This window comes from Arthrobacter sp. MOO21 (assembly GCF_057369995.2).
In genome coordinates, this window is record NZ_CM170671.2 from 936,482 (window position 1) to 956,277 (window position 19,796).

Annotated in this window: 18 protein-coding genes, 1 tRNA gene, 1 pseudogene and 1 riboswitch; of the genes and pseudogenes, 8 read left to right on the forward strand and 12 right to left on the reverse strand. The window is 66.5% G+C overall.

Annotated elements, in window-relative coordinates; translation table 11 throughout:
* Positions 1-293 precede the first annotated feature (293 nt).
* On the reverse strand, positions 294-1,295 hold the full coding sequence (locus AC2JAJ_RS04215; RefSeq protein ID WP_501053378.1) for an EamA family transporter: 1,002 nt from the start codon (positions 1,293-1,295) through the stop codon (positions 294-296).
* 72 nt (positions 1,296-1,367) lie between these two features.
* Here AC2JAJ_RS04215 and AC2JAJ_RS04220 point away from each other — a divergent pair, with 72 nt between their 5' ends.
* Entirely contained in the window at positions 1,368-2,327 is a 960-nt protein-coding gene (locus tag AC2JAJ_RS04220; RefSeq protein ID WP_221385537.1) for a LysR family transcriptional regulator, read from the forward strand.
* Here AC2JAJ_RS04220 and AC2JAJ_RS04225 read toward each other — a convergent pair.
* The gene (locus tag AC2JAJ_RS04225; RefSeq protein WP_221385536.1) at positions 2,305-2,832 is read right to left on the reverse strand and encodes a SixA phosphatase family protein; all 528 of its coding nucleotides are present in this window, start codon (positions 2,830-2,832) and stop codon (positions 2,305-2,307) included. The two genes, AC2JAJ_RS04220 and AC2JAJ_RS04225, sit on opposite strands and share 23 nt — an antisense overlap.
* A 90-nt stretch (positions 2,833-2,922) precedes the next feature.
* Positions 2,923-3,789: a winged helix-turn-helix domain-containing protein gene (locus tag AC2JAJ_RS04230; protein ID WP_221385535.1), complete on the reverse strand. Its 867-nt coding sequence runs from the start codon at positions 3,787-3,789 to the stop codon at positions 2,923-2,925.
* 745 nt (positions 3,790-4,534) lie between these two features.
* Between AC2JAJ_RS04230 and AC2JAJ_RS04235 the strand changes: the two genes are divergently transcribed.
* The 3 genes from AC2JAJ_RS04235 to AC2JAJ_RS04245 all read left to right on the forward strand — a co-directional run bounded on the left by AC2JAJ_RS04235 (position 4,535) and on the right by AC2JAJ_RS04245 (position 7,828).
* Positions 4,535-5,275, forward strand: a complete 741-nt coding sequence (locus AC2JAJ_RS04235) for a response regulator transcription factor (protein WP_221385534.1) — start codon at positions 4,535-4,537, stop codon at positions 5,273-5,275.
* Positions 5,276-5,287: 12 nt separating this feature from the next.
* On the forward strand, positions 5,288-6,772 hold the full coding sequence (locus AC2JAJ_RS04240) for a sensor histidine kinase (protein ID WP_486414168.1): 1,485 nt from the start codon (positions 5,288-5,290) through the stop codon (positions 6,770-6,772).
* A gap of 192 nt (positions 6,773-6,964) precedes the next feature.
* Positions 6,965-7,124: riboswitch (cyclic di-AMP (ydaO/yuaA leader) on the forward strand.
* Positions 7,125-7,129: 5 nt separating this feature from the next.
* The gene (locus AC2JAJ_RS04245) at positions 7,130-7,828 is read left to right on the forward strand and encodes an aggregation-promoting factor C-terminal-like domain-containing protein (protein WP_486414167.1); all 699 of its coding nucleotides are present in this window, start codon (positions 7,130-7,132) and stop codon (positions 7,826-7,828) included.
* A gap of 83 nt (positions 7,829-7,911) precedes the next feature.
* Here AC2JAJ_RS04245 and AC2JAJ_RS04250 read toward each other — a convergent pair whose 3' ends face one another.
* The 3 genes from AC2JAJ_RS04250 to AC2JAJ_RS04260 are packed head-to-tail and all read right to left on the reverse strand — an operon-like array spanning position 7,912 to position 9,798.
* Entirely contained in the window at positions 7,912-8,301 is a 390-nt protein-coding gene (locus AC2JAJ_RS04250) for a glyoxalase superfamily protein (RefSeq protein WP_221385531.1), read from the reverse strand.
* Positions 8,302-8,346: 45 nt separating this feature from the next.
* A complete protein-coding gene (gene upp, locus AC2JAJ_RS04255; protein WP_221385530.1) occupies positions 8,347-8,982 on the reverse strand; it encodes a uracil phosphoribosyltransferase in 636 nt (211 codons plus the stop codon).
* A gap of 12 nt (positions 8,983-8,994) precedes the next feature.
* Positions 8,995-9,798: a phosphatase PAP2 family protein gene (locus AC2JAJ_RS04260; RefSeq protein ID WP_260323459.1), complete on the reverse strand. Its 804-nt coding sequence runs from the start codon at positions 9,796-9,798 to the stop codon at positions 8,995-8,997.
* A 55-nt stretch (positions 9,799-9,853) separates the two neighbouring features.
* Here AC2JAJ_RS04260 and tadA point away from each other — a divergent pair, with 55 nt between their 5' ends.
* The gene (gene tadA, locus AC2JAJ_RS04265; RefSeq protein WP_221385528.1) at positions 9,854-10,360 is read left to right on the forward strand and encodes a tRNA adenosine(34) deaminase TadA; all 507 of its coding nucleotides are present in this window, start codon (positions 9,854-9,856) and stop codon (positions 10,358-10,360) included.
* On the opposite strand, the gene AC2JAJ_RS04270 is transcribed toward tadA, so the two are convergent.
* The 4 genes from AC2JAJ_RS04270 to AC2JAJ_RS04285 form a co-directional block, all read right to left on the reverse strand.
* Positions 10,357-11,448 (reverse strand): glycosyltransferase, encoded by a 1,092-nt coding sequence (locus AC2JAJ_RS04270; protein ID WP_501053379.1) that lies wholly within the window; start codon positions 11,446-11,448, stop codon positions 10,357-10,359. The two genes, tadA and AC2JAJ_RS04270, sit on opposite strands and share 4 nt — an antisense overlap.
* Before the next feature lie 2 nt (positions 11,449-11,450).
* A complete protein-coding gene (locus AC2JAJ_RS04275; RefSeq protein WP_486414164.1) occupies positions 11,451-11,846 on the reverse strand; it encodes a 6-pyruvoyl trahydropterin synthase family protein in 396 nt (131 codons plus the stop codon).
* 2 nt (positions 11,847-11,848) lie between these two features.
* Positions 11,849-12,895: a zinc-dependent alcohol dehydrogenase gene (locus tag AC2JAJ_RS04280; RefSeq protein WP_486414163.1), complete on the reverse strand. Its 1,047-nt coding sequence runs from the start codon at positions 12,893-12,895 to the stop codon at positions 11,849-11,851.
* Positions 12,896-13,070: 175 nt separating this feature from the next.
* Positions 13,071-14,675 carry an HNH endonuclease signature motif containing protein gene (locus AC2JAJ_RS04285; protein ID WP_486414162.1) on the reverse strand — a complete coding sequence of 535 codons (1,605 nt, stop codon included), beginning with the start codon at positions 14,673-14,675 and terminating at the stop codon, positions 13,071-13,073.
* A 97-nt stretch (positions 14,676-14,772) separates the two neighbouring features.
* Between AC2JAJ_RS04285 and AC2JAJ_RS04290 the strand changes: the two genes are divergently transcribed.
* From AC2JAJ_RS04290 to AC2JAJ_RS04300, 3 genes and pseudogenes are all read left to right on the forward strand, one after another.
* Positions 14,773-14,862: transfer RNA gene (locus AC2JAJ_RS04290), tRNA-Ser, on the forward strand.
* 162 nt (positions 14,863-15,024) lie between these two features.
* Positions 15,025-15,363: pseudogene (locus AC2JAJ_RS04295) on the forward strand (YciI family protein); the annotation flags it as partial.
* A 147-nt stretch (positions 15,364-15,510) separates the two neighbouring features.
* Positions 15,511-16,131 carry a Rho termination factor N-terminal domain-containing protein gene (locus tag AC2JAJ_RS04300; protein ID WP_486414161.1) on the forward strand — a complete coding sequence of 207 codons (621 nt, stop codon included), beginning with the start codon at positions 15,511-15,513 and terminating at the stop codon, positions 16,129-16,131.
* Positions 16,132-16,206: 75 nt separating this feature from the next.
* Here AC2JAJ_RS04300 and AC2JAJ_RS04305 read toward each other — a convergent pair whose 3' ends face one another.
* Positions 16,207-18,516 carry a gluconokinase, GntK/IdnK-type gene (locus AC2JAJ_RS04305; protein WP_486414160.1) on the reverse strand — a complete coding sequence of 770 codons (2,310 nt, stop codon included), beginning with the start codon at positions 18,514-18,516 and terminating at the stop codon, positions 16,207-16,209.
* A 28-nt stretch (positions 18,517-18,544) separates the two neighbouring features.
* The gene (gene manD / locus AC2JAJ_RS04310) at positions 18,545-19,774 is read right to left on the reverse strand and encodes a D-mannonate dehydratase ManD (protein ID WP_221385520.1); all 1,230 of its coding nucleotides are present in this window, start codon (positions 19,772-19,774) and stop codon (positions 18,545-18,547) included.
* Positions 19,775-19,796: the final 22 nt, after the last annotated feature.

Sequence of the window (19,796 nt, forward strand, 5' to 3'; positions counted from 1 at the left end):
GGGCAGTCCTCTTTCCTGGGCACCCCGCTGCCCACCCACGACCCCGACAACTACTTCCTGGGTGCCGCCTGCGCGGCCGTGGCCACCCTTGGGGTCCTCTTCATTGGTGCCATGTGGCCGGGCAGGAAGCGGGCGACGGCGGCCCGCAGGCCAGCAGTACGGCCGGCGGCACAGCGCGCCGCATCGCAGCGCGCCACAAATTCGCCGGGGCGCGGCACCACGGCGGCGCGCAGCCAGCGGGCAGCCTCACCACGGACTGGGGGCCAGGCGCCGGCCGGCCAGTCGTCCCCCGTTCAGCGGACGTCGGCCTCCCGCACCCCCGCCCGGGGGACGTCCGCCACGGCCAGGCGGGCGCCGTCGTCCGCGTCATCCGCGCCCAGGCAGGCACCCCGCCCCGGCAGCGGTTCGGCGCCCCGGCGCTGACGCCGCGTGCCGCCCGTGAGCACCGCCGTCGCCACGCCGCCCAGCAGGATCAGCCCGCCCGCCAGTTCCGTGGGTGTGGGTGCCTCCCCCAGCACCAGCCAGGCCGCGCTCATGCCCACCACCGGGACCAGCAGCGTGAAGGGAACAACGGCCGACGACGGGTGCCCGGCGAGGAGCCGGTTCCAGATGCCGTAGCCCACCAGGGAGGCGAAGATTGCGGTGTACAGCGCGCTGAGGATGGTGGGCCCCTGCAGGTTGGACAACGAAGCCCATACGGTGTCCGGCCCGTCCACCAGCACCGACAGCGCCCCGAGCGGCAGCGGCACCACAGCACCGGACCAGACCACCAACCCCAGCCCTGAGGCTGCCTTCGCCCTGCGGACGATGACGTTCCCGGCGGCCCATGACAGCGCCGCCGCCAGGACGATGAGCAGCGGCAGGAGCGGTGCCACTGCACTGCGCCCCACGGCCACCACAGCAAGGCCTGCCACTCCCAGCACAACGCCCGCGATTTGCCGCCGGCTGGGCCGTTCCCCCAGGAAGCCGGCGGCGAGCAGGACGGTCAGCAGCACCTGGGCCTGCAGGACCAGCGACGCAAGCCCCGCCGGCATGCCCAGCGCCATGGCCAGGTAGAGAAGGCCGAACTGGCCGGCGCTCATGAAGAGTCCGACGCCGATGATCGCCTTCCAGCTGACGTCCGGCTTCCGGATGAAGAAGATCCACGGCAGGACCACCAGGACGAACCGCATGGCAACGAACAGGAGCGGGGGGAAGTCCTGGCCCCCGGCGTGCAGTCCGATGTCGATGGCCACGAAGTTCAGGCCCCACAGCAGGGCCACGAGGACGGCAAGGAGGGAGTCGCGGAGGTTCACGCTCCCACTCTGGCAGAGGAGTGGATGAAGCACCAGCGTCCAATCATGCATCGGATCATGTACGTTTTCTTCATGATCGATATCGGTTCGCTGCGCGCCCTTGCGGCCATCGAGCAGCACGGCTCCGTGGTGGCGGCCTCGGAGGTTACGGGGTTCAGCCCCTCAGCGGTCTCGCAGCAGGTGAAGAAGCTGGAAAAGGAGGCCGGGTTCGCCGTCCTGGAACGCCGCGGCCGGGGTGTGCTGCTGACGGAGCGGGGACTGGCCCTGGCGGCGTACGGGCGGCGCATCCTCGCCGAACTCGAAGAGCTGCAGTCCACACTGCTGGCGGATCCGGCCAAGCCCAGCGGCAGCCTCAGGGTGGTTGCCTTTTCCACCGCCTGCCGGGGACTGGTGGGCCCGCTGCTGGCGCGGCTGGAGCGGTCAGGGACGGCGCTTCGGCTTGCAGTCCTGGCGGAGGATCCGCGGGAAGCTGTGGCCAGGGTAGCCAACGGCGAGGCCGACCTGGGCCTGGTGCACAACTGGAACTCCGTGCCCCTGGTGATTCCGGAGCACCTCACGCTGGAGTGGCTGTGCGAGGACGTCGCGGATGTCCTGGTGCACCGGAGCCACCCGCTGGCACGGCGGCCGGAGGTGGAGCCGGCAGAGCTTGTTGACGAGCGCTGGATCAGCACGCCGGCGGGGGCGATCTGCAACGAAGCCCTGCTGCGGATTTTCGCGGATCTCGGGCGGGTCCCGGATATCCGTGTCTACGACCCCGATTTCGCGACGCACATCGCCCTGGTGGAACAGGCGGTCGCGGTGGCTCTTGTCCCCCGGCTGGGCAGGCCGGCATTGCCGCCGGACGTCGTCGCCGTTCCGGTGGTCAACCCGGTCCAGGCCCGGCAGGTGGGGCTCGTCCACCGGAGGACCATGACGGCGAGCCCGGGCATCAGGCACGTGGCGGGGATGCTGCACGAGATCGCCTCGAGCGGGCCTGCCGACGGCGGGACCGCCCCGGGTGCGGTCGATCCTAGTGGGCGCGGGGAACCTTGAACTTGGTAATCCTGGCGTCCTGCCCATCCAGTTCAGCCCAGGGCTTTTCGGTTTCGAGGACCGTGAGCGCATTGGTGGGGAACCTGGTGGCAGCGTCCATGTAGGCGTCGTGGTCGGAGTCGCGGGACGCCAGGTGCATGGCCAGGTCCTGCACGCCGGGCAGGTGCGCGATCAGCATCAATGTGGTCACGGTGTCCGGTACATGGTTGACGACGGTCAGCATCCGGAGGGCGGAGGCAGCGTACAGGCCGTCCTCGAGTTTGGGCGTGGGCGCCTTGTCCCCCAGCTCGGAGCAGACCCACGTGCAGGTCTGGCGGGTACGCAGGGCACTGGAGCAGAGGATGAAGTCCGGGACGATGTTGTGCTTGAGCAGCCACCGGCCGGCCAGCGGCGCTTCCCGGTGTCCGCGCTCCTCCAGCGGCCGCTCATGGTCGGCTACGCCACCCGGCCAGTCAGCCTTGGCATGGCGCATGATCACAAGGCGTCGGACATGGTGCGAACTCATGGCTAAAGCCTAGCGCCAGGCGGTTCGGTCCACAGTGGCAGGGGAACGCGAAAGCGCCCGCCCAGTGGGGCAGGCGCTTTCACGTGAAACCTAGATGGAGTATTCCGGAGCGGCCCAGACGATGACCTCCGGGTGCTCGTAGAACCGGTAGCCCTGGCCACGGACCGTGCGGACGGTGTTGGCGAGGCGGCCCAGCTTGGAGCGGAGGCGGCGGATGTGGACGTCGATGGTGCGCTCGTTGGGCACCTCTTCGGCGTTGCGCCACAGGCCTTCGAGGAGTTCGTCGCGGCCCACGGTGCGGGTGCCGTTTTCCACCAGGTAGTTCAGCAGTTCGAACTCCTTGAAGGTCAGGTTCAGCGATTCGCCGTCGAGGTGGACTTCGCGGCGGGCAAGGTCGATCAGGACGCCGGACGGGCGCGGCTCCTGCGGCTGGGCGGGGCGCGGTGCCTCGGTGCGCTGGCGGGCGTTGACCGTGGGGTCGCCAAAGGTGGAACGGACGACGTCGAGCGCGGAACCGGGGGTGCCGGCCGGGGCTACAGCAACAGCTGCGTAGCTCTCTGCACCGGATACCAGGGACTGGGCGTAGGCGCGGATCTCCTGGGCGAGCTTGGCGATGGAAGTGCCTGCTGCCGCAGCAGTCTCCTCGTCAATTCCCATGTAGAGGACGAACCCGCGGGCCACGTTGTCGTTGGCTACCGGACGTACCGGGTTTGAACCTGCCACCACAGGGGTAGGAGCCGTGATGGGAGCGGACTCGGCCGGGTGGACGGCACGAAGCTGGCCGTAGGAATTGGGGTTGTAGCCCTGGGGAGCGTAGCCCGGGGCGGGGAAGCTGCTTCCGGAGGACGAAGGTGCCAAGGAGGGGCGCGGCCCGAATCCGGGACGCAGGCCGGAGGCCTGGCCTGCCTTGGCGGCGTTACGGACAGAGATGTGGACGTATCCGGATGCAACTGACATGGAATGCTTACCTCAATGTGAATGGCCGCCTTCGCGGCTCGAATGCTGTCTTTCCCGTCTCACGGACCGGGAGGGGCGCCCGACGCTGGGCTGGGTGGGCGAATGCCTAAGAACTTCGAAGGGTGGGAAGGTCAGGCGTGCATTCGACAACAGCGCATGTCGGCAGCAGCGGATGTGCTGGGCCAATATTCTGCGGCTGCAGGTGCTGTTGAGTTCTTGTTCACATTGGAAGTGTGCCGCGTAACAATGACAACTTGCAAGTAACAATGGACCAAATCGTCCGCATGGTGAGACAAATCCGGAGATTGTGTTGCAGATCACGATTCTGCGTGAAGCAAAGAATAACGTTCGTTATCCGAGCCGAAGCTCCGAAGTTGCACTATTACAGAATTTTGTTCGCTTAGGTCCTCGTTCACCGAATCGCAGTAAATTTCACGCGTTTGACATAGAATCGCCAACCTCGGCCGCGGCTTGTCCAGTCCGCGTCCTACCTTCAGCGAAGAATTTTTGCGCCTACGCCGGTGCTGGAGGCAGGAGATGCCGGCGATGAGCATCCAACAGGGTCTTCCGCGTTGCTGTGCACGGGCTGTGCGGCAGGCCAAGCCGGCTGCAGCCTCACTACCAACGCGCAAACGGCGTGCCCGGCCCCGGCCCGCCGCACCAGCCAGGTGGCTAGGCTTGGGCTCACAGCTGCAGCACAGGAACCGCAAAGCATCGGCAAACCGCCAGAACGGAGAGTTGTCCCATGGCATCCCCGCACTCCATGACCAACAACCTTCCGCAGCTCACACACCCTGACGGTTCCCCGATCCGCGCCCTGGTGGTGGACGACGAGCCGAGCCTTTCCGAGCTGATGAGCATGGGCCTGCGCATGGCTGGCTGGTCAGTGGCCGTCGCCGCGGACGGGCCCACCGCGGTGAAGCTCGCCAAGGATTTCCATCCCGATGTCCTGGTGTTGGACGTCATGCTCCCGGGCTTCGACGGCGTGGAGTTGCTCGGCAGGATCCGCGCCTTCGCGCCGGAGGTGCCCGCGCTCTTCCTCACCGCCAAGGACGACGTCCAGGACCGGATCGTGGGCCTGGCGGCCGGCGGGGACGACTACGTCACCAAGCCCTTCAGCATGGAAGAGGTCCTGCTGCGCCTGCATCGCCTGGTCCAGCGCTCCGGCGTTGCCGCCATGGACACTGCCGAACTGGTGGTGGGCGACCTGATCCTGAACGTGGACACCCGCGAGGTCACCCGCGCCGGAGAGGACGTCCAGCTGACGGCAACGCAGTTCGAGCTGCTGCGCTACCTGATGGAGAACCCCAAGCGCGTGGTCAGCAAGGCGCAGATCCTGGACCACGTGTGGGACTACGACTTTGGCGGCCAGGCCAACATTGTGGAACTCTACATTTCCTACCTGCGCAAGAAGATCGACGCCAACCACCCGCCAATGATCCACACCGTGCGCGGGGCGGGCTACGTCATCAAGCCCGCGGACTGACCAAGGAAACGCATGTCGTCGCTTTCCGGTGTTCCCCGGCCTGCGGGCCGGTCCTGGTTCAATCCTTCCACCTGGCACCTCCGCACCCGCCTGATCCTGCTCTCCATGGCCCTGCTGGTAGCGATCTCCAGTGCCATCGGAGTCGTCAGCTACGCCACCATGGACGTGGTCCTCACCAACCAGCTGGATTCGCAATTGATGCAGGCCTCCCGCGGCCGCCCGCCCGAGGGCAACCCCTCGGGACGCCCCGACCCGCTGGACGCGCGCGGCCAGAGCGTCGGCACGCTCAACGCCCGGGTGGTGAACGGGCAGGTGGGCAGTGCAGCCGGTTTCCTGTCCTCCGACGCGACCCGCACCGCCCTGACGGCCCGGGACGTCACCATCCTGGAGGCACTCCCCCACAACGGAGAACCGGTTAACCGGACGCTCTCCAAGGGCGATTACCGGCTTCTGGCGACTGCAACCCCTTACGGAGACGTGGTGATTACTGGACTGCCGCTGGCGACGAAGCAAAATACCGAGGCGTCGCTCGTGCTGACCATGGTGTTGGTGTCCCTCGGCGGCCTGGCCCTGATCGGACTGGCCGGAACCGCCCTGATCCGCCGGACCATGCGGCCGCTGGAGCAGTTGTCCGACGTCGCGACCAAGGTGTCGCAGCTGCCGCTTGATGCCGGCGAAGTGGCGCTGGCAGTGCGTGTCCCGCCCGCCGCTGCCCACCCCGGGACCGAGGTGGGCAGCGTTGGCCATACGCTGAACCTGATGCTGGACAACGTCTCCAACGCGCTGGAGGCACGGCAACGCAGCGAAATGAAAGTGCGGCAGTTCGTGGCCGATGCCTCCCATGAGCTCCGGACCCCGCTGACGGCGATCCGCGGTTATACCGAACTGATGCGCATGACTGAGACCCTTACCGAAGACGGCTGGAAGTCGCTGGGTCGGGTGCAAAGCCAGTCCGAGCGGATGACGGCGCTGGTGGAGGACCTGCTGCTGCTGGCCAGGCTGGACGAAGGCAAGACGCCCGACACCACCGACGTGGATCTGACCCAACTCGTGGTCGAAACCGTCAGTGACGAAAAGGTGATGGCACCGGACCACACCTGGCAGCTGCAGTTGCCCGACGAACCCGTCTCCGTCCGCGGGGACACCATCCAACTGCACCAGGTACTGGCAAACCTGCTCTCGAATGCACGCAAGCACACGCCCGTGGGCACCACGGTGACTACCGGTGTGATGCGCTCGGCCGACGGCAGCGTGGTGGTCACTGTGACCGACGACGGGCCAGGTATCCCTGCGGAGTTCCAGGGCAGGATCTTCTCGCGCTTCGCCCGGGCGGACGCAGCCCGTTCCGGCGCGGAAGGCTCATTCGGGGAGGGTTCGTCCGGGCTGGGGCTTTCCATCGTGGAGTCGATCGTCAAAGCCCATGGCGGCACCGTGGAACTGGCCTCCCGGCCCGGCAGGACAGAGTTCGCCGTGCGCCTTCCCGGAACCAGGCGCTGACAACGCAGCAAGCGTTAAGCCACTGCCAGCAACAACGGCCACTGCGGGGCTGATAACGACTGGTGACGGCGTGCAACGCGACGCGCCACTCATCGTGACTTCCGTTACCTAAATGTGACTTAAGCGCTGGCTTCCTGTACCGTCGATTGAGTGCGGCCCGCGTTCGGACCGCAATCCCGGGTTGACGCCAAGCTCTGCCACTTCCCGGATTCCGCTTTAGCAACGGCAGAGGCGGGGGACCCACCGTCCCGGGCATTGACTGCCCTTGGGGTTAAGCAGCACGTGTTCATTCCGTGCTGCCGGATGCCCTCATCCGAACCCGACAGCTAACTCCGCAGGTGTGAGAGGCGATAGACCATGTCCAAAAACACGGCAGAACCCTGCCTGCAGTCCAAGTCAAAACACCGGGCCAAACCCGAGGCGGCCAAGAAGAGCACCCTCGGCCGGCGGGCCGCCATCCTGGCGGCGTCCTGCGCCGTGCTGGTTGGCGTAGGCGCCGCGGGCCAGGCCACCAGCAGCATCGCGCCGGTGTCGGCCACTGGGGCACACTCTTCCACAGCAGCTTCCGACGCCCAAATGAGCATCGAGAAGAGCGAGATCCGGTCGAATCCGGCAGCGACCCCCGCTCCCGCGCCTATCAGCGTGGCACCCCAGGCCGCCGAGCCGGCACCTGCTCCGTCCGCTCCCCCTGTTGAGGCGGCACCTGCTCCCGCCCCCGCGCCCGAGCCGGCTCCCGCCGTCGCGGTCAATGATCCTGCCGGCGCCCAGGCATACGCGGCCAGCCAGCTGGCATCCTTTGGCTGGAGCGCCGACCAGATGCAGTGCCTGAAGACGCTGTGGACCAAGGAATCGGACTGGACCACCACGGCCACCAATGCCAGCAGCGGAGCCTACGGCATCGTGCAGTCGTTGCCGGCCGAAAAGATGGCCGCCGCCGGCGCGGATTACCTCACCAACTACCGCACCCAGATCAACTGGGGCCTGGACTACATCAAGAAGAGCTACGACTCTCCCTGTGGCGCCCTGAACTTCCACCTGGCCCACAACTGGTACTAGGAGCCACCCACGCGTGCCGCCAGGCGCGTAACCCAGCACCCGCAGCAGCCCTCATCCCTGGATGCGGGCTGCTGCCGCGTTAATCAGCCTGCAGCCTGCCCCGCGTTCCGCCACGGGATGTACTGGACAGCCCACTTGTTGCCGTCCGGATCTGCGAAGTACACAAAGTGGCCCCACGGCAGCACTTCAACATCACTGACGTCCACACCGTTGTTCTTCAGGTGGTCGTGCGCTTCCTGGATATCGTCGACCACCATCTGAAGAACGGTTCCCGTGCCGGCAGGGGCGTCCAAAAGCCCCTCGCCCATACAGATGGAGCAGGCAGAGCCAGGCGGCGTCAGCTGTACAAAGCGGACGTCGTCCGAAGGCCGCTCGTCATAGTCCGCGTTGAAACCCACCTTGTTGACATAGAAGTCCTTGGCGCGGTCAACGTCGGATACGGGGACAAAGACAAGTTCGAGTTTCCAGTCCATCCGCACAGGCTAGCGGCGGGACCCTGATGGGAAAAGGGTTGCAGGCTACCCGGCAATACCGTAAAGGCGGTCACCGGCGTCGCCGAGGCCCGGAACGATGTACGACTTGTCGTTGAGCTTTTCGTCGATGGATGCCAGGACAATGTGCACGTTGGCGCCCGACAGCTCTTCCTCAAGCCGCGCGAGGCCTTCGGGTGCGGCGAGCAGGCAGATGCAGGTGACATCGGACGCACCGCGCTTGAACAGGAACTTGATGGCCTCGCGCAGCGTTCCGCCCGTGGCCAGCATCGGGTCCAGGACGAAGACCTGGCGGCCGGTCAGGTCCTCGGGAAGGCGCTCCGCATAGGTGATGATGTCCAGCGTTTCCTCATCCCGGGCCATGCCCAGGAAGCCCACCTCGGCGGTGGGAACCAGCTTGGTCATGCCCTCAAGCATCCCCAGGCCGGCCCGCAGGATGGGGACCACAAGCGGCGTGGGCTTGGTAAAGGCCGTGCCGACGGTGGTGCTGACGGGAGTCTGGATGGTGACGGGCTCGGTGCGGACCTCACGGGTAGCCTCGTAGGCCAGCAGGGTGACCAGCTCCTCCGTCAACTGGCGGAAGACCGGCGACGGCGTGTTCTTGTCCCTCAGGACGGTGAGCTTGTGGGCAACCAGCGGGTGGTCAACAACGAGAGTGCGCATCCCCCAAAACTATCACCCGCCGGTACCGTGCCCCGGGCCGGAAGGACCGCCGTCGTGCAGTTCCTGGGCCACCACGTCGCGGACCACGGGACGGTCGAACGACGGCGGCGCACCGGCGTGCTCCCGGCGCCGGACAAGGTGGAAGAGCCTGTGTGCCAGGATCACTATGGCCACCCAGGCAAGCCCAAGGATCCAGCCGGCCATGACGTCGGTCAGCCAGTGGTGGCCGAGGAAGACCCGGCTCAGGCCCATGGCAATGATGAAGAGAGTCCCCGCAGTGATTGCTGTGACGCGGGTCCACATCACGTTGAACTGCAGGCAGATGAGGTAGACGATCAGGCTGATCACCACGGTGGTGTTTAGGGTATGGCCGCTGGGGAACGAGGGTGAATCCTCATAGGGCGGCACGGCGTCGGCGTGGTCCGGCCGGGTGCGGCCCACGAGCTTCTTCCCCAGCGTGGTGGCCGTGATGGACACTGCGGCCGCGCCGCCAACGAGGACAAGGGGGCGCCAGTTGCGGCTCAGAAAGGTCAGCCAGGCCGTGAGGATGCTGGCAAGGATGGGCATGCCGACGCCGCCCCCGATATTCGTGAACCCGGTGACCGCGGCATTGAAGCCGGGGTTCCGCAGGGTCTCCGCATATGCCAGGGCAGGCTTGTCCAGGTTCGCCAGTCCGGCCGAGTCCACCACGTCGTCGTACACCTCGGCGCCGAGCAGTGCCAGGGACACGATGATCACGCCGCCCACGAGGATGGGGAGGACCAGCGCGGCGTATGGCTTGAACCAAATACCCAAACGGTCCCGAAGACTGTCCATGGTGCCTCCCGGCATCGGTAAGTAACCTGAGTATCCCCGAAACTATCATTGAGCCATGCCGTTGCCCGAAAAGAAACACGACGCCTGGATGGGGCTCGCCCTGACGGAGGCCCGCCGGGCGCTCAGCACCGAGGATGTGCCCATCGGGGCCGTGGTGATAGGGCCCGACGGCGAGGTGCTGGGTTCCGGACGCAACCAGCGCGAGGAGCTGGGAGACCCCACGGCCCACGCCGAGGTTGTTGCGATCCGGGAGGCGGCCGGGCGGCTCCGGGAGCGGGCCAGGGCCGGCGGCGGCAGCGGTGACGGCTGGCGGCTTTCCGACTGCACGCTGGTTGTCACCCTGGAACCCTGCGCCATGTGCGCGGGCGCGATTGTCCTGGCCCGGATTCCCCGGGTAGTCTTCGGTGCCTGGGATGAGAAGGCCGGCGCCGCCGGCTCGGTGTTCGACATCCTCCGGGAGCGCCGCCTCAATCATTGGGTCGAGGTGTATCCCGGGGTCCGCGAGCAGGAGTGCGCCGTGCTGCTGCGGGAGTTCTTCGCCGCTCACCGGACCGGGCTCTAGCCTTTCCCTTCCCGGCCTGCCAGCAAATGCAGCACGGTCTGGGCGGTCCCGTTCCAATCCGGGAGCCTCGTCCGCGCCTCCAGGGCAGCCGCTTGCCAGCTCCGCCGGATTCCGGAGTCCTCCAGCCAGCGCCGCAGGACGCCAGCCAACAGCAGAGGACTCTCCCGCCCGCCTTCCGGAAGTGCCACGGCTGCCCCCGGAAGCCGGGCGCCGCCGTCGGCCGCTGCCAACTTTGCGAGGCTCAGCGCCTCCACCGCGCCGGTGCCCGCGCGCACCAGCACAGGGATGCCGTGCGCCAGGGACTCGGTGACCGCCATCCCGAAGGCCTCGTTCCGGGACACCAGCAGGCTCAAATCGGTGCGCGCCCATTCGGCTTCCAATGCGTCGCCGGTGAGCTCGCCAGTCAACTGCACCCGGCTTTCCAATCCCAAGTCCGCGATGGCGGCCCTGACCTCGCCCGCATAGTCGGGATCCGCCTGGTCCGAGCCCACCAGCGACGCGGTCCACTCCAAATCCTGAATCCCTGCCAGGGCTTCCACGGCCAGAAGTTGGTCCTTGTTCGGCAGCAGGACCGCCACAACGGCCAGATGCGGAGGGTTCGAACCGGGGGCTTCCGGAGCCGGCTCGACCCCGGGAAGTGCCACACTGCTGCCCGTGATTCCCCGCTCCGCGAGCTTGGTTGCGGCCCAGGTGCTGGTGCAGATCACCCCCGTTGCTGCACGGAGTGCCCGCGCCTCCCGTTCCAGGCTGGCCGGGTCCGAAGTTTCCGGCAACGGCATATGCTCCAAAACCCATGTTTTCCGGCCGCCCTTTGCCGCAAGCTCCAGTTCGTCCGGCGCGCCCACGGCGACCAGCCCGTCAACGATGACCACAGGCGGCCCCGGACCCAGTTCCGGGTCCCGGCCCCCGAGCAGCGCGCCCAGCCGGCGTCGTTCCCTGGCACTGGGAGTTGGCCAGCCGCCCACGGCGGCGACGACCTCCACCTCTTCCCCAAGCGCTTTCAACCCCGCAACCAAACGGGCGTTGTAGATATTGCCGCCGGAGCTGTACTGGATGTTGCCGGGGACCAGCAGCCGGATGGAGGCCATGGTCAGGCGGAGAGGTCCAGGGAGTAGGTGGCCCAGGCGTCAGGGTTCTCGCGAAGGGTGACGTCGATCCCCGAGAGCGCGGGCCCGTCGTCAGTGTCCTTGATCCTGGCGGACACTGCCTGGGCAATGTACTCGGCAAGCGCTTCCGTGGTGGTCAGCTTGCCGGCGAAGTCGGGGTGCTCGTCCAGATTGCGGTAGTTCAGGCCGGCGAGCACTTCCTCGATGATGGTTCCGGCGGCACCGATGTCCAGGACGATGGCATCGGAGTTCAGCGCGCGACGGCGGAAGGCCACCTCGGCCACGAACGTCGCCCCGTGCAGGGCCTGGGCGGGGCCGAAAGCTTCCCGGGGAAGGCTGTGGGCGATCATGAAATGGCGGCGTACCGTCAGGCTGAACATATTTACCTCGGGTCCTCGGGAGTCGAATCGGTGCTGGCGTGGTTTGCGGGGCCGCTGTCTGCGGAGTAGTCAATGACGTGGCACAGGGCCTGCAGGGTGCCGTGGGACAGGCTTTGCACCACGTCCGGCAGATCCTGGAACGCAGACGAGCCGGTCAGGAAGGCGTCGAAGACTGGGTCCTTAAGCAGTGAAACGGCCAAGTCCAGGCGGTCGGCGTTGGTCCGGCGGTGGCGGCGGGCGCGCGCCACCATTCCCACCTGGCTCGCCCTGATGGACAGGCGCCGGGCATGGAAGTCCTCGCCGAGCGGCACGGTGACCTCCCGGTTGGCGTACCAGGACATTTCGATGACATCGCCTTCGTCGCCCACGAGCTGGAGGCTGCGCTCCAGGCCCTCCTGGGACGCCGAGCAGTGGAATACGATGTCGCAGTCGGCAAGGGCGTCGGCCGGCAGGGCGAAGTCCACGCCCAGGGTGTCCGCCAACTGCTTCCGTCCTGGATCGAGGTCCACCAACTGGAGGCGGGCCAGCGGGAAGGTGCGCAGCAGCGTGGCCACCATGCTGCCCACCAGCCCGGCGCCGACGACCGCGATCCGGTCCCCCAGTCGCGGCCCGGCCTCCCACAGCGCATTCACCGCCGTTTCGACGGTGCCGGTGAGGACGGCCCGGCGGGACGGGACGTCGTCAGGAATCCTGGTCAGGGAGTCGACGGGAACCACGTAACGGTCCTGGTGCGGGTTCAGGCAGAAGACGCGCTGGCCTTTCCAGCCCTCGGGCCCCTCCTCCACAACGCCCACGGACAGGTATCCGAACTTCACTGGCCCCGGGAAGTGCCCTTCCTGTCGTGGCGCCCGCATTTCCTCTGCGACACGTGGCGGGACCGATCCGGCGTGGACCACCATCTCTGTGCCCTTGCTGATGCCCGAGTAGAGGGCACGGACCAAGGCTTCCCCCGGGCCAGGAGCGGGCACTTCCTCGGACCGGAGCTCGCCGTGCTCCTTGGCGGTGGTCCAGTATGCGGTTGCGTGGATCGGAGTCTGTGGATTCGTCATCTTGCTGATGAATCTAGCCGGATGCGCAGGCAAGGGGAAAGTCCGACGCCGGGTGTCGGACTTTCGTGGACTGTTCACGGTGGAGGCGGAGGGAAGACGCGCGCACCCCCGCAGGGACGGGCAGACGCGGGTGCCAACCGCTTGGCGGGACAGACGCGCGCGGATCGCGGCAGAACTAACACGTCAACAAGGCAAATGGCTTTGCGAAGAATTCCGCCCAGAGTGGGTCGTCGGGTGACAAATCGCCGGGATCGATGAGTTTGTCGTCGTCCGGTTCCCACTGCGGCACGTCCCCGGGGCTGGCAGCTTCACCAGGGCCAGCGGCGAACATCATCCAATGAGGCCAGTTGGTTGGTTCTCTGTCGTGCTGTTCGGCTGTGTAGGTGCGGCCGGTTGGGGAGGTCCAGCCGGGTGGTTCGTTGGTGGTGGCGGGGGTGGGGGTCCAGCCAGTGTTGTGTTTGAGGCGGTGGTGCTTGGGGCAGAGCTGTCCCAGGTTGGACGCGCCGGTGGTACCGCCCTGTTGCCAAGCTTGGAGGTGGTCGGTGTCGTTGCCCAGTGATCGGTTGGTGCAGCCGGGGAAGGTGCACTTGGCATCGCGCATCCTGATCCAGCGTTTGATCGTCTCGGGGAGCCGGTAGCTCTTCCGCCCGATTTCCAGGGGTGCGCCGTCGCGGGGGTCGACCAGGACACGGTAGAAGGAGTCCGCCCCGTCCGCGACCAGCCGCCGTGCCATGGAGGCGGGGATCGGTCCGTGGCCGTCGAGTTCGGCGGGTTCCTCGGTGACGCCGAGGAGGGATAACACCGGAACCATAACCAGGACGTCGGCCCTCGGGACGGGAACCTGGCCGAGGGCCATGGTTCCTAGTTGCAGGGAACTGCCATCGCCGGAGCCGGTGTCGCCGGAGCTGGTGCTTCCGGCGCCGAGGAGCAGGCTGGCGGCGATGTCGGGGCGGAGTTGGGTAAGGGTGCGTGGTTCGTCGGGTCCTTGGAGGCCGCGGGCGGTGGCGGTGGTGCGGTTCCAGATCGCGGAGGCGGTGTCGCCGGGGAGGTAGAGCGTCACCCGGGCCATGCCGTCCCGGTCGGGCCGGTATTCCATCCGCCGGTCGGCGGCTGCTGTGGTGTGGCGTGTCTCGATCGATTCGGGGTGGTGGCGTTCCCGCCAGGTACGGGCCTTGGCCCGGAACCGTGACGGGACGAGCTCACCGGGGGCGGCGCCGCGGGCAGGGTTCGGGGCTCCGGGGTCGAAGAAGTGCGCCACCAGGGACGCCGCCCCGGCAGGGCTCAGGCCCTCGGTTTCATCCACGACGACCTTCGCGTGCTGCCACGACACCGCCCCGGAAGACAAAGCCTCCATGACCGGCGGCAGCGAGCAGACCTGCTGCGCCTGGTGGACGAAAGCCCCGGCTGCCGCGGAGCTGATGGTCAGGACCCCGGCGATCTCCTCCACCGCGGACATTTCCGCGTAGGTGCGTTCCGGCACGGACGCGTCCGGCGGGGTCATGGCCTGCTGGATCCGGATGGATTCGGCCGCGTCCTGGGCTTTAGCGGCGGCAATCATTGACTCCAGCTTCGAATACCCGGCCAGCCGCTCCAGCCGGATCTCGTACTGCCGCTGCAATACATCCACCCGAGCACCGAGATCACCAGCGTCCGTACCAGCAGCGTCCCCGGAAGCGAGGAAAGCGTCCTCCGTGAACAGCGCATCAAGGGCAGCAACAGAGGCATGAACGCCCTCCATTCCTGCCCCTGAACCGCTCACTGCGCCGCCGCTGATTCCCATACAAACATCATCCAACGAGGCACTGACATTCAAAGCTGGAGCCTGGGGCCGCCACGTTTTGGGGATGTCGGCCTCGCTCCGGTACCCTATTGAGGTTGGTGACGTGTCCGAGCGGCCGAAGGTGCAACACTCGAAATGTTGTTTGGTGTAACAGCCAACGTGGGTTCAAATCCCACCGTCACCGCCACGTAGAAAGGTCCTGCTTTTCCTGAAAAAGGAAAAGCAGGACCTTTTGCTTTGCCCGGCGACGGTCATGCGGGTTGCGCAGCCTCGCGGCATGATTGCGGGACAGGACGGCATCCACGAGGATGAACGCAGTCCCCCGTGCTGCAAAGAAGGAGTCGAAGCGATGACCAAATATTTGATTTCGTTCCCGAGCGCCGCCATGGCTGTCACGAGCGAGGAATTGCCAGCCGTTTCGGATGCTGCGCATGCTGTGGTCCAGGAGGCCAAGGACGCCGGCGTCTGGGTGTTCGGCGGAGGTATTGATGAGAGCATCCCGCCCGTCATGGTCGATGGCGATGGCACCGTACAGGAAGGCACCTACCCTCAGACGGCGCGGCTTGAAGGCGGATATTCCGTGCTTGAGCTGCCTTCGTACGATGCAGCCCTGGAATGGGCCTCGAAGATTGCGGCCGCTTGCCGTTGCGCCCAGGAGGTGCGCGCATTCCAATTCGACCCGGTCAGCTGGCAGGAAGGGCGCCGCAGGCTCGCTACCACGCAGATGCCTCCCAATGTGCCCGCGCAAATCCTCGCAGTGCTTGACGCCGGGTGTGGCCACCGGTAGAAAAGTAAGCAACCTTATTATTTACTGGCTGACAAAGGAGGACATTCCATGAGTGAAAAGCCGGGTAACCAGACACCGAACACTCCCGATGTGAGTGAAACCGAACTGCGCAACATGAAAGTGGACGAGCTCCGCCGGGAAGCGAAGGAGGAACACATCTCCGGTGCCTCCGGCATGCGCAAGGAAGAACTGGTGAAGGAGGTGGCCGCTGCCCGGCAGGAGGGCCACGACGGCGGCCGGAACGAGAGTTCCCGCTCTGGCGCAAAGGACCCGGAGGACTTCGGCGCCGGCCCCGACGGCGGCAAGGTCCGCTATGGCGATGAATCGTCCAAGTCGTTGAAGTACTCGCAGGAAATCACCTCCACCGAGGAGGAACCGGAGCGCGAAGGCCGCAGCCTGGCAACCACGCACCACGAAGTGATCCGGCAGTGGGCGGAAGAACGCGGTGGCGTCCCGGCAACGGTCGACGGCACGGAACACGGCGACCATCTGGGCGTCCTGCGCATCGATTTCCGCGACAAGGACGCCAACCTGCGCGAAGTGAGTTGGGAGGAATGGTTCAAGACCTTCGACGACCGCGGCCTCAACTTCATCTACCAGGAACAGCGGACCGACGGGAGCCAGTCCAACTTCTTCCGGCTGGAGAACCCTGACCGCGAAGACGCATAAGGAAACCCAGGCCTGGGTCCTCAGCACAAAGGAGGCGCCACCGCAGCTGCGGTGGCGCCTCCTTCCGTAGAGCTCCTAAAGCCTGGTGTCGAAGGACCCGCAGAACACGTTGTCGTTGAACGTTCCCTGGAACTCCGATTTGCCCTGGATCTTGTCCACGGCAGCCCGAATGGCCTCCCGCGTTCCCGCGTGGGCGTGGATGGCGGTTTTGACCATCGGCACGTCGATCAGGTGGTTCGGCTGGTTCAGGGACACGAACACGGTGGGCACCTCGGTGACGTACCAGGGGATCTCCGCTGCCATCGGTGAGGACCACTTGATCCGGATGGCTGCCTCCTGCGCGAAGCCCTTGACGTTGGCAAAAACGAACGCAGCGTCGTACTTCTCCGCGTAGTCACCGGTGGCTTCCTCTGCCAGGACCCGCAGAAAGTTCATCCCGGCCTCCCCCGCGGCTTCACGCTGCTCTGCCGTGCGGAACAGGTGCACCTCGAACCCGGCGGCCTCCAGTTCCTCCTTGACCACCTCCAGGTACGCCAGGGGGTCGGCCCGCGTGAAGTCCGCTCCGCCAGAAATCCCGTACAACCGGACACGAGGGTGCGTGGACGGGGTAATGGGCAGGTTCCCGGCAGTGTCCTTGACCAGCGTCACCGTCTTATCCGCGATGTCGGCAGCAATCGCCCGGTGCCCGGCGGAGCCGATGATGGAAAGCGCCGAGGCGGGCGGGACCAGCTCATCCCGGGACCGGCGGTGCAGGCCCAGTGATGCCTTGAGCCCGAGGATCCGCCGCAGCGCATCATGCAGCCGCTGCTCGGTGATGACCCCGGACTTGTACCCGTCCAGCATGTACTGGAAGTCCTCGGCAGGGTTCCGGAAGAACAGGAACATGTCACACCCCGCGGCGATCGTGGCAGGCACCAGGTCCTTGCGCTTCATCGCCTGGGTGAGCCCCACCATCTGCGAAGCATCCGTGAGCACCAGCCCGTTGAACCCCAGCTCCCCGCGCAGCAGGTCCTGCAGCAGCTCCGGAGACAACGTCGCGGGCAGGATCTCCGCGTCGGTGAGGCCGGGCCGGAAGTGCCGGGACACCTCCGGCGCGCCGATGTGCCCCACCATGACGGACTGCACGCCGTGCGCGATCATCTCCCGGTACACGTGCCCGTACGTCCGGTCCCACTCCTCAAAGGAAAAAGTGTTGTAGGACGTCACCACGTGCTGGTCCCGCTCATCCACGCCATCTCCGGGGAAATGCTTGATGGCGCACACGGTGGCGGACTCGCTGATCCCGTTGAAATACTCCTTCGCCCGCTCCACCACCACCTCCGGCGTATTGCCGAAGGAACGCGTGGAGATGACCGTGTTCCGCCAGTTGTAGTGGATGTCCACGATGGGCGCGAACGCCCAGTTGCAGCCCAGCGCCGCCGTCTCCACCCCGGCCACCTGCCCCATCTGCCGGGCGATGTCCTTGTCCAGGTGCGAGCCGGCCTGCAGGTGCGTACACACGAACGTCCCGTCGTCGCAGCTGCCGGCGCCGCCCATTTCCGGGTTGGACGCAATCAGCAGCGGAATCCTCGACCGGGATTGCACATAGCGGATGTGTTCCTGGACAGCCGCGGACGGCCCGGGGCGGTACCGCATCCCGCCCACGTGGAAGTTCTCCAGCACGCTGTCCAGGTACTCCGGGGAGTAGTCGTTGTTGTGGTTGATGAACAGCTGCCCGATCTTCTCCTCGAGCGTCATGCCACCAATTGTGCCCTCCACCCAGGCGATGGCGTCGCCGTCGAGGTTGAACGGCGCAGCGGCAAGGTCGACGTCGAACTGCCGGGCCCGGGTGCGCTGCCCGCCCGGGGCGGCAGCGTCCGGGGCGGCAGCGTCCGGGGTGTGCCCTACGACGGCGGCAATCCCCTCGAGAGCCGCGGCCACGACGTCCGCGACGGGCGCGGCGATGTCCACCACCACCCCGCGCTCATCGTCCTGCAGCGGTTCGAGGGTGGCGAGCTGGGATTCCAGCAGCGCTGGCGGCATGAAGTGCCCGGTCCGTCCTTCGGTGCGGGCCTTCAGGACCTCCTTGCTGCCGTTCAGGTGCAGGAAGATGGTGTCCGGCGCCTGCTCGCGGATGGCATCGCGGTAGGTGCGGCGCAGCGCGGAGCAGGCGAGCACCATCCCGCCGTCCCCGGCGGCAGCCAGTTCACGGCCGACGATCGCCAGCCAGGGCCAGCGGTCTTCGTCCGTCAGAGGCGTGCCGGCAGCCATCTTGGCCACGTTCTCCACCGGGTGGAGCGCGTCGCCGTCGATGAACGGAATCCCGAGTTCGCGGGCCACAAGGTCACCGATGGTGGTCTTGCCGCAGCCGGAGACCCCCATGACGATGATGCGGGGCTTCGTCATAGCCTGTTCCTCACCAGTCGTGCCTGTCTCACCAGTCGTGCACCGTGCCGTCGACGAGGCGGTTGTAGGGCAGGTAGGCCTGCTGGTAGGGGTAGGCCGCGGCGGCTTCTTCGTTGAATTCGACGCCGATGCCCGGGTTGTTGCCCGGGTGCAGGTAACCGTCGACGAACGTCATGGACTGCTGGAAGACTTCGTTGGTCTTGTCCGAGTGCTGCATGTATTCCTGGATGCCATAGTTGTGGATCGCCAGGCCCACGTGCAGCTGCGCGGCGAAGCCCACCGGGGAGATGTCGGTGGGGCCGTGGAAGCCGGACTTGATCTGGTACTGCGCGGCGAAGTCCATGACCTTCTTCAGCGGGCTGATCCCGCCGAAGTGGGTGGAGGCCGCGCGGACGTAGTCGATCAGCTGCTCCTTGATCAGGGTCTGGTAGTCCCACACGGTGTTGAAGATTTCACCGATGGCCAGCGGCGTGGTGGTGTGCTGGCGGACCAGGCGCAGGCCCTCCTGGTTCTCCGCCGGAGTGCAGTCCTCGAGCCAGAACAGGTCATACGGTTCCAGGGCCTTGCCGAGCTTGGCGGCCTGGATGGGCGTCATCCGGTGGTGCCCGTCGTGCAGCAGCGGGATCTCCGGGCCGAACTCGTTCCGGACGGCCTCGAACACGCTTGGCAGGTGCCGCAGGTAAGCGCGGGTATCCCAGTCCTCTTCCACCGGGAACGCACCACGCCCGGCAGGCTCGTAGTCATACCGTTCCCCCGACGCCTGGGCCTGCGCCGCCACGCCGTACAGGGCCTTGATCCCCGGTACGGCGGTCTGGATCCGGATGGACTTGTACCCGAGCTCCAGGTGCTCGCGCACGGAATCGAACAGGGACGGGATGTCCGCGCCGGAGGCGTGCCCGTAGGCCCGCAGCCCGTTGCGTGATGCACCGCCGAGGAGCTGGTACACCGGCATCCCCGCCAGCTTGCCCTTGATGTCCCACAAGGCCATGTCCACCGCGGCGATCGCCGCCATGGTCACCGGCCCACGCCGCCAGTACGCGCTCCGGTACAGGAACTGCCACGTATCCTCGATCCGGTGCGGGTCCTTGCCGATCAGCAGCTGCGCCACATGCTCCTTCAGGTAGGCGGCAACGGCGAGCTCACGGCCGTTCAGGGTGGCGTCACCGATACCTGTCACACCATCCTCGGTGGTGATCCGCAGCGTGACGAAGTTCCGCGACGGGCTGGTCACAAACACATCGGCGGCAATGATTTTCATGGGAGAAACTGTTCCTTCCGGA

Excerpts from the sequence above, each read along its gene's own strand:
- AC2JAJ_RS04220 (WP_221385537.1), top strand. The coding sequence starts at position 1,368 with ATGATCGATATCGGTTCGCTGCGCGCCCTTGCGGCCATCGAGCAGCAC.
- AC2JAJ_RS04225 (WP_221385536.1), bottom strand. The coding sequence starts at position 2,832 with ATGAGTTCGCACCATGTCCGACGCCTTGTGATCATGCGCCATGCCAAG.
- AC2JAJ_RS04230 (WP_221385535.1), bottom strand. The coding sequence starts at position 3,789 with ATGTCAGTTGCATCCGGATACGTCCACATCTCTGTCCGTAACGCCGCC.
- AC2JAJ_RS04235 (WP_221385534.1), top strand. The coding sequence starts at position 4,535 with ATGGCATCCCCGCACTCCATGACCAACAACCTTCCGCAGCTCACACAC.
- AC2JAJ_RS04240 (WP_486414168.1), top strand. The coding sequence starts at position 5,288 with ATGTCGTCGCTTTCCGGTGTTCCCCGGCCTGCGGGCCGGTCCTGGTTC.
- AC2JAJ_RS04245 (WP_486414167.1), top strand. The coding sequence starts at position 7,130 with ATGTCCAAAAACACGGCAGAACCCTGCCTGCAGTCCAAGTCAAAACAC.
- AC2JAJ_RS04250 (WP_221385531.1), bottom strand. The coding sequence starts at position 8,301 with ATGGACTGGAAACTCGAACTTGTCTTTGTCCCCGTATCCGACGTTGAC.
- upp (WP_221385530.1), bottom strand. The coding sequence starts at position 8,982 with ATGCGCACTCTCGTTGTTGACCACCCGCTGGTTGCCCACAAGCTCACC.
- AC2JAJ_RS04260 (WP_260323459.1), bottom strand. The coding sequence starts at position 9,798 with ATGGACAGTCTTCGGGACCGTTTGGGTATTTGGTTCAAGCCATACGCC.
- tadA (WP_221385528.1), top strand. The coding sequence starts at position 9,854 with ATGCCGTTGCCCGAAAAGAAACACGACGCCTGGATGGGGCTCGCCCTG.
- AC2JAJ_RS04270 (WP_501053379.1), bottom strand. The coding sequence starts at position 11,448 with ATGGCCTCCATCCGGCTGCTGGTCCCCGGCAACATCCAGTACAGCTCC.
- AC2JAJ_RS04275 (WP_486414164.1), bottom strand. The coding sequence starts at position 11,846 with ATGTTCAGCCTGACGGTACGCCGCCATTTCATGATCGCCCACAGCCTT.
- AC2JAJ_RS04280 (WP_486414163.1), bottom strand. The coding sequence starts at position 12,895 with ATGACGAATCCACAGACTCCGATCCACGCAACCGCATACTGGACCACC.
- AC2JAJ_RS04285 (WP_486414162.1), bottom strand. The coding sequence starts at position 14,675 with ATGGGAATCAGCGGCGGCGCAGTGAGCGGTTCAGGGGCAGGAATGGAG.
- AC2JAJ_RS04300 (WP_486414161.1), top strand. The coding sequence starts at position 15,511 with ATGAGTGAAAAGCCGGGTAACCAGACACCGAACACTCCCGATGTGAGT.
- AC2JAJ_RS04305 (WP_486414160.1), bottom strand. The coding sequence starts at position 18,516 with ATGACGAAGCCCCGCATCATCGTCATGGGGGTCTCCGGCTGCGGCAAG.
- manD (WP_221385520.1), bottom strand. The coding sequence starts at position 19,774 with ATGAAAATCATTGCCGCCGATGTGTTTGTGACCAGCCCGTCGCGGAAC.